At 63.7% G+C, this 16,770-nt stretch carries 17 protein-coding genes; 12 read left to right on the top strand and 5 right to left on the bottom strand.

The genetic code is table 11. The features are described from left to right. Positions 1-278 precede the first annotated feature (278 nt). Complete coding sequence (locus tag ACODSD_RS02985; RefSeq protein ID WP_488876747.1) at positions 279-1,976, bottom strand: methyl-accepting chemotaxis protein; 1,698 nt, start codon at positions 1,974-1,976, stop codon at positions 279-281. Between the two features lie 225 nt (positions 1,977-2,201). Here ACODSD_RS02985 and ACODSD_RS02980 point away from each other — a divergent pair, with 225 nt between their 5' ends. From ACODSD_RS02980 to ACODSD_RS02970, 3 genes are all read left to right on the top strand, one after another. Continuing rightward, on the top strand, positions 2,202-4,181 hold the full coding sequence (locus ACODSD_RS02980; RefSeq protein WP_474455093.1) for a peptidase U32 family protein: 1,980 nt from the start codon (positions 2,202-2,204) through the stop codon (positions 4,179-4,181). Positions 4,182-4,326: 145 nt separating this feature from the next. Next, positions 4,327-4,734 carry a YkgJ family cysteine cluster protein gene (locus tag ACODSD_RS02975; RefSeq protein ID WP_235085579.1) on the top strand — a complete coding sequence of 136 codons (408 nt, stop codon included), beginning with the start codon at positions 4,327-4,329 and terminating at the stop codon, positions 4,732-4,734. Positions 4,735-4,778: 44 nt separating this feature from the next. Beyond that, positions 4,779-5,246 (top strand): DMT family transporter, encoded by a 468-nt coding sequence (locus ACODSD_RS02970; RefSeq protein WP_107801322.1) that lies wholly within the window; start codon positions 4,779-4,781, stop codon positions 5,244-5,246. Positions 5,247-5,319: 73 nt separating this feature from the next. On the opposite strand, the gene ACODSD_RS02965 is transcribed toward ACODSD_RS02970, so the two are convergent. After that, positions 5,320-5,793 (bottom strand): Spy/CpxP family protein refolding chaperone, encoded by a 474-nt coding sequence (locus tag ACODSD_RS02965; RefSeq protein ID WP_052051842.1) that lies wholly within the window; start codon positions 5,791-5,793, stop codon positions 5,320-5,322. Positions 5,794-6,118: 325 nt separating this feature from the next. Next, on the bottom strand, positions 6,119-6,598 hold the full coding sequence (locus tag ACODSD_RS02960; RefSeq protein WP_488876746.1) for a Spy/CpxP family protein refolding chaperone: 480 nt from the start codon (positions 6,596-6,598) through the stop codon (positions 6,119-6,121). Positions 6,599-6,827: 229 nt separating this feature from the next. Here ACODSD_RS02960 and ACODSD_RS02955 point away from each other — a divergent pair, with 229 nt between their 5' ends. The 4 genes from ACODSD_RS02955 to gstA all read left to right on the top strand — a co-directional run bounded on the left by ACODSD_RS02955 (position 6,828) and on the right by gstA (position 10,832). Then, positions 6,828-9,098, top strand: a complete 2,271-nt coding sequence (locus ACODSD_RS02955) for a TerB family tellurite resistance protein (RefSeq protein WP_107801320.1) — start codon at positions 6,828-6,830, stop codon at positions 9,096-9,098. 64 nt (positions 9,099-9,162) lie between these two features. After that, positions 9,163-9,447 carry a VF530 family protein gene (locus tag ACODSD_RS02950; protein ID WP_107801319.1) on the top strand — a complete coding sequence of 95 codons (285 nt, stop codon included), beginning with the start codon at positions 9,163-9,165 and terminating at the stop codon, positions 9,445-9,447. 82 nt (positions 9,448-9,529) lie between these two features. After that, complete coding sequence (locus tag ACODSD_RS02945; RefSeq protein WP_488876745.1) at positions 9,530-10,099, top strand: DUF4337 domain-containing protein; 570 nt, start codon at positions 9,530-9,532, stop codon at positions 10,097-10,099. 121 nt (positions 10,100-10,220) lie between these two features. Then, the gene (gstA, locus tag ACODSD_RS02940) at positions 10,221-10,832 is read left to right on the top strand and encodes a glutathione transferase GstA (RefSeq protein WP_227105874.1); all 612 of its coding nucleotides are present in this window, start codon (positions 10,221-10,223) and stop codon (positions 10,830-10,832) included. 83 nt (positions 10,833-10,915) lie between these two features. On the opposite strand, the gene ACODSD_RS02935 is transcribed toward gstA, so the two are convergent. Then, entirely contained in the window at positions 10,916-11,455 is a 540-nt protein-coding gene (locus tag ACODSD_RS02935) for an NAD(P)H-dependent oxidoreductase (protein ID WP_253314748.1), read from the bottom strand. Between the two features lie 103 nt (positions 11,456-11,558). Between ACODSD_RS02935 and ACODSD_RS02930 the strand changes: the two genes are divergently transcribed. The 5 genes from ACODSD_RS02930 to ACODSD_RS02910 all read left to right on the top strand — a co-directional run bounded on the left by ACODSD_RS02930 (position 11,559) and on the right by ACODSD_RS02910 (position 16,138). Beyond that, positions 11,559-11,882 (top strand): winged helix-turn-helix transcriptional regulator, encoded by a 324-nt coding sequence (locus tag ACODSD_RS02930; RefSeq protein WP_048412875.1) that lies wholly within the window; start codon positions 11,559-11,561, stop codon positions 11,880-11,882. 34 nt (positions 11,883-11,916) lie between these two features. Beyond that, positions 11,917-13,824 carry a bifunctional 2',3'-cyclic-nucleotide 2'-phosphodiesterase/3'-nucleotidase gene (locus ACODSD_RS02925; RefSeq protein ID WP_488876744.1) on the top strand — a complete coding sequence of 636 codons (1,908 nt, stop codon included), beginning with the start codon at positions 11,917-11,919 and terminating at the stop codon, positions 13,822-13,824. 187 nt (positions 13,825-14,011) lie between these two features. After that, entirely contained in the window at positions 14,012-14,350 is a 339-nt protein-coding gene (locus tag ACODSD_RS02920; RefSeq protein ID WP_107801313.1) for a nucleotide pyrophosphohydrolase, read from the top strand. A gap of 98 nt (positions 14,351-14,448) precedes the next feature. Beyond that, complete coding sequence (locus ACODSD_RS02915) at positions 14,449-15,177, top strand: NAD-dependent protein deacylase (RefSeq protein ID WP_488876743.1); 729 nt, start codon at positions 14,449-14,451, stop codon at positions 15,175-15,177. A gap of 157 nt (positions 15,178-15,334) precedes the next feature. Further along, positions 15,335-16,138 carry a mechanosensitive ion channel family protein gene (locus ACODSD_RS02910; RefSeq protein WP_107801311.1) on the top strand — a complete coding sequence of 268 codons (804 nt, stop codon included), beginning with the start codon at positions 15,335-15,337 and terminating at the stop codon, positions 16,136-16,138. A gap of 64 nt (positions 16,139-16,202) precedes the next feature. Here the strand turns inward: ACODSD_RS02910 and ACODSD_RS02905 are convergent, their stop codons facing one another. Beyond that, positions 16,203-16,736 (bottom strand): DUF2059 domain-containing protein, encoded by a 534-nt coding sequence (locus tag ACODSD_RS02905; protein WP_227105869.1) that lies wholly within the window; start codon positions 16,734-16,736, stop codon positions 16,203-16,205. Positions 16,737-16,770: the final 34 nt, after the last annotated feature.

Raw genomic sequence — 16,770 nt, 5'->3', positions numbered from 1 at the left:
GTCAGATGGACGCTGAATGCGAATGAAAGGCATCTGCTTTTTGTTTTTACGAACGAAATTTGGAGCGCCAACGAATGATTGGCCGTGGAGGCTATGCGTTTTCAGTCGCGATAGCGTGTGTGGGCGCGGAGAATGTTCGCTTGTCGACATTGCTGCTATGCAGCATGACCTTGAGGCCAAGTCCGGCTCCGGCTGACCCATAGGCCACCGGCCATTGCCAGACTAAAAAAAAGCCTGGCAAGCGCCAGGCCAAGTGCGGAGAGGAGGTAAGCGGCGCTTCAGCCGGCGGCCGCCAGCGAATGGCCGGTCTGCAGCGGCGTTTCGCCGCCCTGGCTTTGACCGGCTTGAGGCAGGGTGAAGTAGTTGATGCTGGATTGCAGCTCGTGCGACATCTGTTCCATCTGGCTGGCGGAGTCCGCGGTCTGGCTGGCGGCGGCGCTGGTTTCCTCGGACATCTGCGCCACTTTCTCCACATTGGCGGCGATGCCGGTGCCGGCGGCCTGCTGTTCGTGCAGGGACACCGAGATCGCGCTCAGCGATTGCTTGACCCTGGCCACCTTGTCGTTGATGCCGGTGATGGCGGCGCGCGCGTCGCTGGCCTGTTGCAGCCCCACTTCCATATGGTCCACGGTGTGGTGGATGTTCTGCACCACGTGGGCGCTGCTATCCAGCATTTCGCGGATGCTGGCGCCGATTTCGGAGGTGGATTGGGCGGTGCGCTCGGACAGTTTGCGCACTTCGTCGGCCACCACGGCGAAGCCGCGGCCCTGTTCGCCGGCGCGCGCGGCCTCAATGGCGGCGTTCAGCGCCAGCAGATTGGTCTGGTCCGCCACGTCGCGTATCACCTGGATCACGTTGGCGATCTGCTGCGAGCGGCTGCTCATCAGGTCGGCCTGGTCTTGCGAGGCGCGCGCCATGTCGGCCACCGATTCTATGGTGTGCAGGGTCTGGTCGATGATGGATTCGCCGCGGGTGGCCAGTTCGCCGGTGGAGACGGATTCGGTGGCCACGTCCGTGGTGTTGTCGTCCACCGAGCAGATGCTGACCGACAACTGTTCCACCGACGCCGACATCGACGAGGCGGCGCGAGTCTGTTCCTCCGCGCTGGCGGCCACCTGCTCCGCCGCCGCCGCCAGCTCGGTGGCGTTGGCGCTCAGCTGGCTGATGATCTGCTGCATGGCGCGCACCATGCGGATCAAGCCGCTCTGCATCCGCGCCATGGAGGCGATCACGCTGTGCTGATCGCCCGCCTTGACCTGCAGTCTTTGGCTGAGGTCGCCGTTGGCGATGCGTTCGGTCAGCGCCACCACGTCGCGCGGCTCGCCGCCCAGCTCGGCCATCAGCGAGCGGATGATGATCAGCGACAGCACGGCGCCCAGCGCCACGCCGCAGATCAAGAGCGCGATGGCGACGGCGCGGCTGGCGGCGGCGCGTTCCTGCGCCTTGGCGAACTCTTCCGCCGCCACCCGCAGCTGCAAGTCGATCAGCGCGGCGATGCGGTTGGCGATGGGATCGATGGCCGGGTACATTTCCTTGTCCAGGAAGAGCTGCATCGTGGCGCGGTCCCCGGACTGGGCCAGGCTTTTGAGCCGCGCCACGCTGGCGTCGGCCTGACGCATCGCCGCCTCGGCCTGGTCGGCCAGGGTTTTTTCCTCGGCGGTCAGATAGGTGGCGCGGTAATCGCCCCATTGTTTTTTCAGCGCCGCCTGCGCGGCGTCGATGCCGCCTAGAAAACCGGCGGCGTCGATGGCGCCGGCATGCAGCTTGTGCGCGCCGTCCACAATGCCCACCGCGTAGCTGTCGGCCACGGTTTTCAGCTGCTTCAGGCAGACCACCCGGTCGTTGTAGGTGGTGGCGAAGTCGTCGAGTATGCCTTTTTGCGCATGTTGGCCAAACAGGCTGATCAGGATGGTGATGGCCAGCAGGGCCGCGACGAGCGCGCTTAGGCGCTGGGCGATGGTCAGGCGGTTGAACATGACGCTCTCCGAATTGGTTTTTACATGCATAAAACCGATTTTGACTATTTGGAGGTGTAGTCGCGGCATGTGACGGCGGCATGGCAAGGCCGTGAACCTGGGGGTTTAACTTAAAAGCCGCTGCTGCAAAATTCTACCTATAACTCCATGATTCCGTTATAATTCCGCCCCTTTGCGGCCGCCATCGCCCGACGCGGCCACCTATACTAAATGTCAGGAAACGCCATGAGCCTGTTGTCGCACCAGATCGAGTTGCTATCGCCCGCCAAGACCGCCGAAATCGGCCGCGAGGCCATCTTGCACGGCGCCGACGCGGTGTACATCGGCGGGCCCAGCTTCGGCGCGCGCCACAACGCCTGTAATAGCGTGGAGGACATCGCCGGCCTGACCGCGTTCGCCCACCGCTACCACGCGCGCATCTTCGCCACGCTCAACACCATCTTGCACGACGCCGAGCTGGAGCCGGCGCGCAAGCTGATCTGGCAGTTGTACGACGCCGGCGTGGACGCGCTGATCATCCAGGATATGGGCATCCTGGAACTGGACCTGCCGCCTATCCAGCTGCACGCGTCCACCCAATGCGACATCCGCACGCCGGAAAAAGCGCGTTTCCTGTCCGACGCCGGCTTCTCCCAAGTGGTGCTGGCCCGCGAGCTGACCATTCCGCAAATCCGCAAGGCGGCCGACGCGGTGGGCGACGACGCCACCATCGAATACTTCATCCACGGCGCGCTGTGCGTGGCCTTCTCCGGCCAGTGCTATATCAGCCACGCCGACAACGGCCGCAGCGCCAACCGCGGCGACTGTTCGCAAGCCTGTAGGCTGCCGTACACGCTGACCGACAAGGACGGCGGCGTGGTGGCTTTCGACAAGCATTTGCTGTCGATGAAGGACAACAACCAGAGCGCCAACCTGGAGGCCTTGCTGGACGCCGGCGTGCGTTCCTTGAAGATCGAGGGCCGCTACAAGGACGTGTCCTATGTGAAGAACATCACCGCCCATTACCGGCTGCTGCTGGACGAGATCATCGAGCGGCGGCCGGAGCTGGCGCGCGCCTCCAGCGGCGACAGCGAGATCTTCTTCGCGCCTGACCCGGACAAGACCTTCCACCGCGGCGGCACCGATTACTTCGCCACCGGCCGCAAGATCGACATCGGCGCCTTCGATTCGCCCAAATTCGTCGGCGTCGGCCTGGGCGTGGTCAGCAAGGTGGGCCCGGACTGGCTGGAGATCGCCACCGGCGAAACCATGAGCAACGGCGACGGCATCAACTTCATGAAGAAGCGCGAAGTGGTGGGCGTGCAGGCCAACACCGTGCAGCAAGTGGGCAAGACCGCGGACGGCGAGCTGTTGTGGCGGGTGTTTCCCAACGACGTTTCGGTGCTGGCCGGCCTCAAGCCGGGCGTGGACATCAGCCGCAACCGCGACCACGCCTGGGAACTGGCGCTGCTGAAGAAGTCCGCCGAACGCAAGGTGGGCGTGTGGATGACGCTGAGCGAAAACGCCGAAGGCCTGGAACTGAGCGTTACCGACGAGGACGGCGTCAGCGCCTCCGCCTGTAGCCCGCTGGCGCTGGAGCCGGCCAAGGACGCCGACAAGGCGCTGGCCGGCCTGCGCGACAATCTGGGCAAGCTGGGCAACACCATGTTCGTCGCCCACGATGTGACGCTGCAACTGTCCCAGCCGTGGTTCGCGCCGGCCTCGGCGATCAACGCGCTTCGCCGCGACGCCATCGCCCGGCTGGAGGCCGCGCGCTTGCAGGCCTGGCCGCGCCAGCCGCGCAAGGCGGCGCTGGAGCCGCCGGCGCCGTATCCGGAAAAGACGCTGAGCTATCTGGCCAATGTCTACAACAACCTGGCCTGGCAGTTCTACCGCAAGCACGGGGTGGAGCTCATCGACGCCGCCTACGAAGCGCACGAGGAAGAGGGCGAGGTCAGCCTGATGATCACCAAGCACTGCCTGCGCTTCTCCTTCAATCTGTGTCCGAAGCAGGCCAAGGGCGTGAAGGGCGTGATGGGCCAGGTGCGCGCCGATCCGATGACGCTGAAGTCCGGCAACGAGACCTATACGCTGAAGTTCGAATGCCGGCCCTGCGAGATGCATGTGATGGGCAAGATGAAAAAGCACATCCTGAAGGCGGCGCCGCCGAGCGAGGTGCCCTACACCGCGCCCCTGACCTTCTTCAAGCAGCGTCCGCAGTCTTGAGTGCTGGATTGCCGGTCTGAAACGGCCGGCGCGCCGATTGCGGCGGCGGGGAGGCGCGTAAAATGCGCCTCTTTCCTTTTTTCCTATTTGGAACAATCCTTTAATAAACGATCGCCGGCCACGCCGGCAGCACGGGGAATCAAACGTGGCCGACATCGAGCGCCTGGACACCTGGGTCAAATACAAGAACGGTTTATGCGAGGACTGCATGGGCAGCTGCTGTTCCATGCCGGTGGAAGTGCGGCTGCCCGATCTGGTGCGCATGGGCGTGGTGGACGAGTTCGAGTTGGAAGAACCGATCAAGAACATCGCCAAGCGCCTGGAAAAGCAGCGGCTGATCCAGCATTTCAATTTCAAGCGCGAGCTGTTCACGCTGGCGCGGCGCGCCAACGGCGATTGCATGCACCTGGATCAGAAGACCCGTTTGTGCACTATCTACGAGCGGCGGCCCAATACCTGCCGCAACCATCCCAAGGTGGGCCCCAAGCCGGGCTTTTGCGCGTATACCCGCAATCCGCAGAAGATCGCTTTCCATCGCAACACCGCGGCGTGAACGCTGTTTCACGTGAAACCCTCCGTTGATTCGACTGGATTGTCATGAACCCCATTTATCCTTTATTCGCTTTCCTCATCGGCGTCGTGGTGCCGCTGCAGGCCGCCATCAACAACCAGCTCAAGGGCGTGCTGGGCAATAGCACGCTGCTGGCGGCGCTGGTGTCGTTCTCCGTGGGCAGCCTGTGTCTGGCCGGCCTGGCCGTCGCCACCGGTCAGAAATGGCAGGATCTGGCGCAATTGGGCCGGGTAGAGTGGTGGATGTTGTTGGGCGGCGCGATGGGGGCGATGTTCGTGTTCGGCACCACCTTGCTGGCGCCGCGGCTGGGCGTGGCGGCCATGCTGTCCCTGGTGATCGCCGGCCAAGTGTGCGTATCCCTGATGTTCGACCGTTTCGGCTGGTTGGCGATGCCGCTGCGCGAGGTGAACGCGCCTCGGCTGCTGGGCGCGGCGCTGGTGGTGGGCGGGGTGTTGTTGGTTAACTTCGGCGACAAGTGGTTTGGACGCGCTTGAATGATGGGCGCGGAGTCAACATGCTAAAAACGGCAGCCAGAGGCTGCCGTTTTTTTGGGCCGGCGCGCGGCGCTTACTTGGGTTGCGGCTTGGCCATCGGACTCATGCGGCGGCCCATCTGGCCGTGCCATTGGTCCATCACCTTCTGTTGCTCCGGCGTCAGTTGGGCGTAGAAGGTTTTCAGCGCGTCCAGGCGCTTCTGCATCGCGTCCTGATGTTGTTTCATCATGTCCAGCATGCGCTCCATGCGCTGCGGCGCGGTGTCGCCGGCCTGGGGCTTGGGCGGCATCATCCGTTCGCCCGGCTTCATCGAGGCGGCGAAGGTTTTCCAGGCGGCTTCCTGGTTCGCCTGCAGCTTCAGTTGATCGTGCAGCCCTTGCAGATGGCGCGCGGCCATGGCTTCGCGCTGGGCCGGGTCCATGTGGCGGCCTTTTTCCATCATCGGCATCGGGCTTTGCGTCGGGGCCTCGCCGGCGGCCAGCGCGGAACCGGCAACGCCGGCGGCCAGCAGCGTGGCGATCAGCATGGGCTTGAACAGCTTGGTCATGATTGAAGACTCCTACCGAGGTTGATCATGCAGCCAGTATTGACCACGGATGTCTGGCAAGTGTTGCGGCTAGGGCGGGGCTTGTTATCGAGTGTTAACCGGGCCGGCCGGCTTAGCAGTTTGCAACAATGCGCGGAGGGATGTCGTCGGGGGCCGGCTGCTTAAGGTTCTGTCCTGCCGGCGAGGCGATTAAGCGATGCTTAGAGTCTGTTCAAAGTCTGCTGCGCTTGGTGAGACGCGACCTGCCCATCTGCTGTGGGCGCCTTCCGCTTTTTCAGCCGCAAGGTCTTGCCCCGATCTTGCTCGCGAGGTTTTGAACCGCTTCTTAGTTGTGGGGCTCGTTGCCTTGGCCGGCCTGCAGTTTGCGCATCGGCCCCTGGCCTCGGCCGCCCATCAGCGGCGGGCTGTCCTGGTCCATGATTTTTTGCTGCTCGGGCGTGAGCTGGCCGTAGAAGGATTTGAGCGCTTCCAGCCGCTTTTGCAGGTTCAGCAGGTGGCGCTGCGCCATCAGCACGCGCTGCTCCATGCGCTCGGGCGCGGTGGACGCGTTTTCGCAAGGCGGCGGCGGGCCGGGGCGGGTGGCGCTGGCGAAGGCCAGCCAGGCGGCTTCCTGCGTCGGCTGTATCTTGAGCTTGTCGTGCAGCGCTTTCTGGTGCTGGGCGATGAAGGCGTCGCGCTTGGCCGGGTCTATCTTCCACGACCGGCCAGCGAAGTTGCCCATCGGCGGGCATGCGGGCTCCGGCGGCGCGGCCAGAGCGGCGCCGGCGACGAGGCTGGCGAGTATAAAGGGTATCTGCGGTTTCATAGGCGGGCCATTCCATTGATGGCTGCGACGCGGGCGGACGGCATCGGCAGGATCACTCCATTATTCTGGATGGCGACTGTCAATTAAGTATGAGTTGGCCGGGGTCAATTGTTACCAAATGTAAAGCCCGTCCGCAAGCGTTTTGCCTACGGGCTTTTTCCCGACCGGCGCGGGGATTTGAACTAGAGTGAATTGCGGCATTCCCTTATCGTCGCCGGAGCGTTTTCGCATGAGCCTGCCTGACTCTTCATTTCCTTGGTTCTCCGCGCTGGGCGCGGGCGGTTTGAACGGCGCCTTGGTGGAATATTGGATCGATGCCTGGCAGCGTTCCGTGCTGTATTGCGATATTTTGCGCCAGCGCGGCGACACCTATCTGGAGCACGCCGCCTCCGGCCACCCGCCGGTGCTGGTGTTCGACTACGACATCATCGTCGACGGCCGCGAGCTGGAACAGCCGGTCAATTACGCCTTGTCGGCCATCCGTCCGCCGGACGGCTGCCCGAAACCGGACCCGGCCAAACGGCCTTTCGTGGTGATAGACCCGCGCGCCGGCCACGGTCCCGGCATAGGCGGTTTCAAGATGGACAGCGAGATCGGCATCGCGCTGCGCCAAGGCCATCCTTGTTATTTCGTGATGTTCTTCCCGGTGCCGGAGCCCAAGCAGACGATTGAATGCGTGTGGCGGGCCGAGAAGATCTTTCTGCAAAAGGTCAATCAACTGCATCCGCACAGTTCCGGCAAGCCCTTTGTCATCGGCAATTGCCAGGGCGGCTGGGCCTTGGCGATGCTGGCGGCCACCGCGCCGGAGCTGGTGGGCCCCATCCTGCTGGCCGGTTCGCCCTTGTCCTACTGGGCCGGCGTGGCCGGCAAGAATCCGATGCGTTATTCCGGCGGCCTCTACGGCGGCACCTGGATGGCCTCCCTGGCCGGAGACCTGGGCCACGGCCAGTTCGACGGCGCCCACCTGGTCAGCAATTTCGAGCAGCTGGACCCGGCCAACACCTACTGGAAAAAGCCTTACACCCTGTACGCCAAGGTGGACAGCGAGCGCGAACGCTTTCTGGAGTTCGAACGCTGGTGGGGCGGCCACTATCTGCTGAACAAGGCGGAAATGGAGTGGATTGTGCAGAACCTGTTCGTCGGCAACCGGCTGAGCCACGGCGAGGTGACGCTGGAGCAGGGGCGGCAGGCGGTGGATTTGCGCAATATCCGTTCGCCCATCGTGGTGTTCGCCTCCTGGGGCGACAACATCACGCCGCCGCAGCAGGCCTTGTTCTGGATCGCGGATCTGTACCACAGCGTGGAGGACATCCGCGTCAATGAGCAGACCATCGTCTATTGCCTGCACGAACAGGTGGGCCATCTGGGCATTTTCGTGTCCGCCGGCGTGGCCAACAAGGAGCACAGCGAACTGGCCAGCGCGCTGGACCTGATCGACGTGCTGCCGCCCGGCCTGTACGAGGCCATCATCACCGATACCCACCCGGAAATGGCCGGGCTGGAATATCTGCAAGGGCGCTATGTGATCCGCTTCGAGCCGCGCGACATCGACGACATCCTGGCCTTGGGCGACGGCCGCCAGGGCGAGGCCGCTTTCGAAGTGGTGCGTCGGGTGGGCGAGGTCAACCAGCAGTTGTACGACACCTTCGTCTCGCCCTGGCTGCGTTTGTACGGCAATGAGCACACCGCGCGCTGGTGGCGCGAAATGCACCCGTCGCGCCTGGAGCGGCGCTGGTTCTCCAGCCGCAACCCCTGGCTGGCCGGGCTGAGGCAATGGGCGGAGCAAGTGCGCGACGAGCGGCGGCCGGCGGCGGAGGACAATCCCTTCTGGCAATGGCAGCAAAGCTACGCGCGCTTGATGGAGACGGCGCTGGACGGCTGGCGCGACGGCCGCGACGCCTGGCAGGAACTGAGTTTCCGTAGCCTGTTCGAATCGCCGTGGAGCGCGGCGCTGACCGGCTTGAAGCCGCAGCGCGAATACGGAGTGCGCAAGGCGGACGGCAGCTGGGAGCGCAGCGAGATGCTGCGGCTCAAGCGCCAGGAGCTGGAAGCCCATTACGCCGAGGGCGGGCCGGTGGACGGCTTTTTGCGGCTGCTGATCTATGTCGCCATCGGCAACGGCGTGGTGGACGTGAGGCCGTTCAACGCCATCCGCCGGGTGATGCAGGAAACCGCCCTGGGCGAGGATTTGACGCTGGAGCAGTTCAAGCAGGCGGTGCGGCGGCAAACCTGGCTGGTGCGCAACGACGAAAAACGCGCGCTGGCGACGCTGGAGCATTTGCTGCCCACCGAGGAGCAGCGCCAGTTCTCGCTGGAATTGGCCATCCTGTTGTTGCAGGCGGCCGGGCCTATCAGCGGCGAAAAACAACAGCGACTGGGCCGGCTGGCGCTGGCGATGGGCTTGGCGCAGCGGCACGCCGCTCCCGCCCCGGCCCCGGCGCCCGTCAAGCCCGCGCCCCAGCGCGCGCCGCGGCAACGCAAGCCCAAGCCGGCCGCGTGAGGATGGCTTTGCGGCGCGGCGGGCGCAAGGTACACTGCGCCCGCCCAAGCCAGAAAACACGATCATGAACGCATCGCAAGCCAAGAACCCCACCCACGGCGTCACGCTGGAACAGATGCTGAACCAGCTGGTCGGCCACTACGGCTGGCCGGAGCTGGGCCGGCGCATCCAGATCCGCTGCTTCAATCACGATCCCAGTGTCAAATCCAGCCTGGCCTTCTTGCGCCGCACCCCGTGGGCGCGCCAGCAGGTGGAAGACTTGTTCGTGGCGCTGAAGACCCGGCCGCAGGCGGCCGCCGGTTCCGGAACGGACTCCCGTCCGCGGCTGTTTTCCAAAAAATCGTCCTGACGATCCATTGTCCCTGTCCACGGTTTGACGCTGTATTGCGTTATGGCGATGGGAACCCCCTATCGTCAGCCGGGAGCGTGAGATGGAACTGGAAATCAGTGTGGAAGCGGAGAAGAAGTACTTGAACAGCCTGGTGGCGCTGACCGTGGTGCTGCTGTCGGTGTTCATGGGACTGGGCAAGCTGAAGGACGACAATATCGTGCAGGCGCGCCAGCTCTTGAAGGCGGACGCCGTGGACGGCTGGTCCGAATACCAATCCAAGAAGATCAAACAGCATCTGGCGGAAAGCAGCCTGCGCCAGGCGCGTTTGCTGGCGCTGGCCAATCCGGCGGCGACGGCGGCCTTGCGGCCGGAGCAAGCGGCGATTCAAGGCGATATCGCCCGCTACGCGGCGGAGGCGCAGGCTTTGCAGCAGAAAGCCAAGGCCAAGGAGCGGGGCTTCGAGGAGTTGAACGCTCGCCATGAGCTGTTCGACGTCAGCGACGCCGGCCTGTCCATCGCCGTGGCCTGCGCCGCGGTGGCGGCGCTGGCCGCCAATTTCATCCCGCTCTTGTGCGCCTGGGCTTTTGGCGCGCTGGGCGTGTTTTTCTGGCTGGCGGGCTTTGCCGGCTGGAACATCCATCCAGGCTGGATCGTTTCCTTGCTGGGCTGAGCCGCCGAGGCTGCGGCCCTATCGGCGGCAGGGTTGCAACTGTCATCGATTTGGCTCAGGCTGTCCGGGTTTTCCGCAATCCTGCGTTTTGTCCCGAGACATTCTGAACTGGAGAAAAGCGATGAAACTGTATTTTTCCCCCGGCGCCTGCTCGCTGTCCCCGCATATCGTGTTGTTCGCCAGCGGTCTGCCCTTCGACACCGAGAAGGTCAATCTCAAGGTTCAGCCGCATCTGACCGAGGGCGGGGTGGACTTCTCCACCATCAATCCGCGCGGCTATGTGCCGGCCTTGCAGCTGGACAACGGCGAACTGCTGGCCGAGGGCGTGGCCATCGTGCAATACCTGGCGGATCAGGTGCCGGCCAAGCAGTTGGCGCCGGCCAACGGCACGCTGGAGCGCTACCGGCTGCAAGAGTGGCTGAACTATATCTCCACCGAGGTGCACAAGGGCTTCTCGCCGCTGTTCTATCCCAATAGCGACGAGCTCAAGCAGCAGGCCTGGGACAAGCTGACCCGCCGCCTGGGACTGGTGGAACAGCAGCTGGCGAAAACGCCCTATCTGCTGGGCGAACGCTTCAGCGTGGCCGACGCCTATCTGTTCACCTGCCTGAACTGGGCGCAGTTCGTCCAGCGCTCGCTGGGCGATTTCCCGGCGCTGATCGATTTCCAGAAACGCGTGGCGGCGCTGCCCTTCGTGCAGCAGGCCTTGAAGGCGGAAGGCTTGCTGGAATAATTCCAAGTGGAACAGGAGTAAGTTCGCTGTTCCAGACAAGATCATGCCCGGCTTTAGCCGGGCATTTTTCATGGCGAGTGGATTTATACCGCCTCGGCCTGCAGGTGCCGCAGATACGCGTCCGCGCTGGCCTCGATCTCGGCGTCGCTCAGATCATGCTCGGCGCCGTGCAGCGTGAAGCCGGGCAGCCATTCGGCGCGGAGGTAGCGGCAGGTCAGCTCGAACGGCCGCAGCACTTCCTCCATCCGGTACAGATAGCGGCCGTCGGGCGCGAAGTCCCGCTCGCGTATGCCGGTGGACACCGCCACGCTGATGCGCTTGTCCCGCATGCGCCAGTCTTCCGGCCATGCGCCGATGGCGAAGCCCTCGTCCAGCACCTGGTCCTGCCAGGTTTTCAACAGAGGCGGCGAACTGAACCAGTACAGCGGGAATTGCAGCACGATGCGTTGGTGGCGGTTCAGCAGCGCCTGTTCGCGCGCCACGTCGATATTGCCGTCCGGATAAGCCTGGTATAGCGAGTGCACGGTGTAGCGCTCCGGGTGCCGGCATAACGCGGCCATCCAGCGGCGGTTGATTCGGGATTGTTCCAGATCGGGGTGGGCAACGATGATCAGGGTTTTCATGGCGCTTCCTGTAAAATGGGAACCGCCATGCTAGCAATGGATCAAGCTATTGATAAGTATGCACTTTTTTGTTTCATAAGCACCAAAAGGTAACTGTGCCCGCATGAGCGAACTGAATTTTCCCATCGACGCCACCATGCGGCTGGTGGGCGGCAAATGGAAATGCGCGATCCTCTGCCATTTGTCCGAGGACAGCCGGCGCACCGGCGAACTGCGCCGCTTGCTGGGCGGGGTGTCGCAGAAAGTGTTGACCGAGCAACTGCGCGAACTGGAGCGCGACGGCCTGATCGCGCGCACGGTTTACGCTGAAGTGCCGCCGCGGGTGGATTACCGGCTGACCGAGCTGGGCGACACGCTGCGGCCGGTGATAGACGCGATGTGCGCCTGGGGCGCTTTCTATCTGGAGCGGCCGACGGCGGGCGTATAATGCGGGCGCGATAAAACCAGAAAAAGGCTGTCCCGTGAAACTTGCGCCTCTCCTCCTCACCTCCCTGTTGGCCGCGCTGGCCGCAAACGGCTGGGCCGCCCCGCTGAAGCTGCGGGTGCTGGAAACCTCCGACGTGCACATGAACCTGCTGGATTACGATTACTACCAGGACAAGCCGACGCAGGACTTCGGCCTGGCGCGCGCGGCGACGCTGATCCGCGCGGCGCGGCAAGAGGTGCGCAACAGCCTGCTGATAGACAACGGCGATCTGTTGCAAGGCAATCCGCTGGGCGATCTGGTGGCCAAGGTTCAGCCGCTGCGCGCCGGCGAGGTTCATCCCGCCTACAAAGTGCTCAACTGGCTGGGTTACGACGCCGGCAATATCGGCAACCACGAGTTCAATTACGGCTTGCCCTTTCTGGGTCAGGCGCTGAAGACGGCGGCCTTTCCCTACGTCAACGCCAATGTGGTGGACGCCAAGACCGGCCGGCCGTATTTCCAGCCCTATGTGTTGCTCAAGCGGGAGTTCAAGGACGAGGACGGACGGCCGCAGACGCTGAACATCGGCGTGATCGGCTTTGTGCCGCCGCAGATCATGCAGTGGGACAAGGCCAATCTGCAGGGCAAGGTGGAGGTGAGGGACATCGTCGACACCGCGCGCCGCTATCTGCCCGAACTCAAGCAGAAGGGCGCCGACATCGTGATTGCGGTGCCGCATTCCGGTTTCGAAAAAGGCGAGAGCGCACGCTTCGCCGAGAACTCGGTGGCCGGTCTGGCCGAGGTGGCCGGCATCGACGCCATCTTGTTTGGCCACGCCCACGCGGAATTCCCGTCTTCCGCCTTCGCCGGCTATCCCAAGGTGGACCTGGCCGCCGGCACCATCAACGGCGTGCCGGCGGTGATGCCGGGACGTTGGGGCGACCATATCGGCGTGGTGGACCTGGTGCTGGAGCGGGGCGACGGCGGCTGGAAAGTCAGCGGCAAACAGGCCGGTCTGCGCGCCGTCTACGACAAGCAGGCCAAGCGATCGCTGGCGGCCGCCGAGCCCAAGGTGGCCGAGCTGATCGCCGCCGAACACCGCCGGACGCTGGACTATGTGCGCGGCAAGGTGGCGGAAACCCGCGCGCCGATTTACAGCTACTTCGCCCAGGCGGCGGACGATCCCTCGGTGCAGATCGTGGCCGAGGCCCAGGCCTGGTATGTGAAGAACGCGATCAAGGGCACCGAGTACGAAGGCTTGCCGGTATTGTCCGCCGCCGCGCCGTTCAAGGCCGGCGGCCGCCAGGGCTGGAATTACTACACCGACATCCCGGCCGGTCCGCTGGCGATCCGCAATCTGGCCGATCTCTACATCTATCCCAATACGCTGAAGGCGGTGAAGGTCAGCGGCCGCGAAGTGCGCGAGTGGCTGGAGATGTCGGCCGGGCAGTTCCTGCGCATCGATCCCAAGGGCCCCAAGACCCAGCCGCTGCTGAACCCGGAATTCCGCTCTTACAACTTCGACAGCATCGCCGGCGTCAGCTATGAGATCGACGTCAGCCGGCCGGCGCGCTACGACGCCGACGGCAAGCTGGTTGCGCCGGACAGCCATCGCATCGTCAAGCTGAGCTATCAGGGCAAGCCGATAGACGAGAACGCCGGTTTCCTGGTGGCCACCAACAACTACCGCGCCTCCGGCGGCGGCCACTTCCCCGGCATAGACTCCAGCCGCGTGGTGGTGGATTCTCCGGACGAAAACCGCGCGGCGGTGGCCGCCTATCTGGCCGAGCGCAAGGTGGTGGACCCGGCGGCCAAGCCGGCCTGGCGCATCCTGCCGGTGGCCGGCGTCGCCATGCGCTTCGACACCGGCGCCGGCGCGTTGCGCTATCTGGCGCGCCAGCCGCAGTTCCGCCTGGCGGCGGAGCATGGCGACGGTTCGGTGAGCCTGGAATTGGCGGAATAAGAGAAAGGTTTAAGAACCTGTTCAAAGTCTGCTGAGACGTGGCACGGTTGAGTACAACTTCGAAATACTCATGTACCGTATGTACACTCTGCTTTCTCAGCCGCAACGCCCTGTCTCGCTCGCGAGCTTTTGAACAGGCTCTGGGGCGGCAAGCGCCTGATGTTCCACGTGAAACCCGGATTGAACGATGACCGAAGCCCTGATTGCTACTGAAAAACTCACCGCCGCATTGCAGCGTTTTGCCGATGAACGCGATTGGAACCGCTACCACACGCCGCGCGGCCTGATGCTGGCGCTGGTGGGCGAGGTGGGCGAACTGGCGGAAATCTTCCAATGGCTGAGCGACGAGGAAGCCGCCGCGCTGCGCGACGATCCGGCGCGCTTCACCCATCTGCAGGAGGAAATCGCCGATGTGCTGCTCTACCTGACGCGGCTGGCGATGGTGACGGGAGTGGACCTGGACGCGGCGGTACGCGACAAAATGGCCAAGAACGCCGTCAAATACCCTGTGCCAACGGCCGGCTGAGCGTATGGCATGAAAACGGCTAAGCTGAGGCCACGGTACGCGAGTGCATGACGCGGCCAGCTTCTATAGTGGATTCAATCAATAGCTGGAATGCATAGATGTCCGAGCAAATCCACCGCCTGCGCCAGATGCTGGAGCAGGCGGAAACCATTGTGGCGCTGACCGGCGCCGGCATGAGCACCGAATCCGGCATCCCGGATTTCCGCTCCGCCAACGGCCTGTGGTCGCGCAGCATGAGCCTGGCCGAAGTGGTGTCCATCGATTATTTCCGTCGCGATCCGGAGGCGTTCTGGCAGGCGTTTCGCGAGATCTTCCGCATCAAGTTGATTGGCGATTACCGGCCCAACGCCGGCCACCAGTTTCTGGCGGAATTGGAGCAGCAGGGCAAGCGGGTGACAGTGCTGACCCAGAACATAGACGGCCTGCACGCGCGCGCCGGCAGCGGCCAGGTGTTGGAATTGCACGGCAGCTTGCTGACCGCCAGCTGCCCCAGCTGCGACACCACTCACGCGCTGGACTACGTGCTGCATCACCCGCTGCCGGTCTGCCGGCTGTGTCACGACGTGCTCAAGCCCGACGTGGTGCTGTACGGGGAGGCGGTGCCCTTGATTGAGCTGGCCTTCGACGCCGCTTTGCAGGCGGACCTGCTGCTGGTGATGGGCTCGTCGTTGGAGGTGTCGCCGGTCAATCTGATCCCGCTGGAGGCGGCGCAGGCCGGCGTGGCCACCGCCTTGATCAATTACACGCCCACGCGCATGGACCACGCTTTCGAGCTGCGCATTCTGGGCGGCATCGGGGAGACCTGCCGCGCCTTGTCCGACGCTTGAGAGGCGGCGCAGGGCCCGCCGCGCGTCGGCTCGCGGGACTTTGAACCGGCGCTAAAAAACGACGAGGCGATTTCGCATTTAAAATTCATTTGGTATTTCTGTGGCAAACTCCTATCTTTAAACATGTTGCAAAACCGTTCAAAAGGGGAATTTACAAATGGATGCCATTAACTGGACTCACTGGACCGATCTGGCGGTGAAGATAGGCCTCAATATCTTGTCGGCCATCTTGCTGTGGCTGGTGGGCCGCTGGCTGATCAATTTCGCCACCCGGCTGCTGGACGCCAAGCTGGCCAGCAAGTCGCTGGACCACACCATCCGCCAGTACGTGAAGTCCTTCCTGGACGTGACGCTGACCATTGTGCTGGTGATCGGCATCCTCGGTTTCTTCGGGGTGCAGACCACCACCTTCGCCGCGGTGATCGCCGCCGCCGGCGTGGCGGTGGGCATGGCCTGGAGCGGACTGCTGGCCAATTTCGCCGCCGGCATCTTCCTGGTGGTATTGCGGCCGTTCAAAGTGGGCGATCTGGTGGGCGTGGCCGGCGTGATCGGCACGGTCAAGCACATCGGCTTGTTCGCCACCGCGGTGGACACGCCGGACGGGGTGCTGACCCTGATCGGCAATAACAAGATCTTCTCCGACACCATCCAGAACTTCAGCGTCAACGAACAGCGGCGGGTGGATTTGAAAGCCCAGTTGGCCGCCAGCGCCGATCACGCCGCGGCGATGAGCTTGCTGCGGGAGACGGTGGCCAAGGTGCCCAATGTGCTGGCCAGCCCGGCGCCGGACATCGGCCTGCTGGAGTTCACGCCCTTGGGACCGGTGTTGGCGGTGCGGCCTTATTGCAAGCCGCAGGATTACTGGCAGGTGTATTTCGACAGCAACCGCGTGATTCGCGAGACCCTGGCCGCCGGCGGCTTCCCGGCGCCGGAGCAGGCGATGGTGGTGCGTCAGAGCTGAGCGCCGCGGGCGCTGGACAACAATAACGGGGCCGCTGGCCCCGTTTTGCTGCGTGTTGGCCGGTTTAGCGGACGTCGTTCCGCCGCGCGAACTCGTCCATCTGCTGCTTGAGCTCGGGCATCAAGCGCTGGCCGATGTCCTTCATCAGCACCGGACCGATTTCCGCCGTGATCTTGGGCATCAGCCGCAGCATCTTGCTGCCGGTGGGGGTCTGATAGAAAGCGCTCATCTCGCGGATCTCGGCGACGCTGAAATTCTTGCTCAGCGCCTGGACCTGCACTTCGTTCATCAATTTGCGGGTTTCGGGGGATTGGAAATAGGCTTGCTGGGTTTTCATCACCTGCTGCAGAAAAGCGCCGACCTTGCTTTTGCAGTCCGGCGTTTCCGCGCAGTTTGGCAGGTTTTGCCACAGCTGCTGCTCCATTTGCTGCTGCATGGAGGCTTCCATCTGTTGCATCGTTTGCGCGATGATCTCGTCGTAACGCATCGCCCGCAGCAGGGCTTTGGCGGCGGCGACGCTGTCTTCGGCGGCGAACGCCGGGCCGGCGTGGAACAGCGCGGCGCACAGGCCGGCGGCGAGAAGGGGCTTAAGGCGCATGGTCGTTTCTCTTGTTGGAATAAACGACCATGCT

This window comes from Chromobacterium sp. FG22, assembly GCF_057809415.1.
This window is presented reverse-complemented; position numbering and strand designations above follow the sequence as displayed.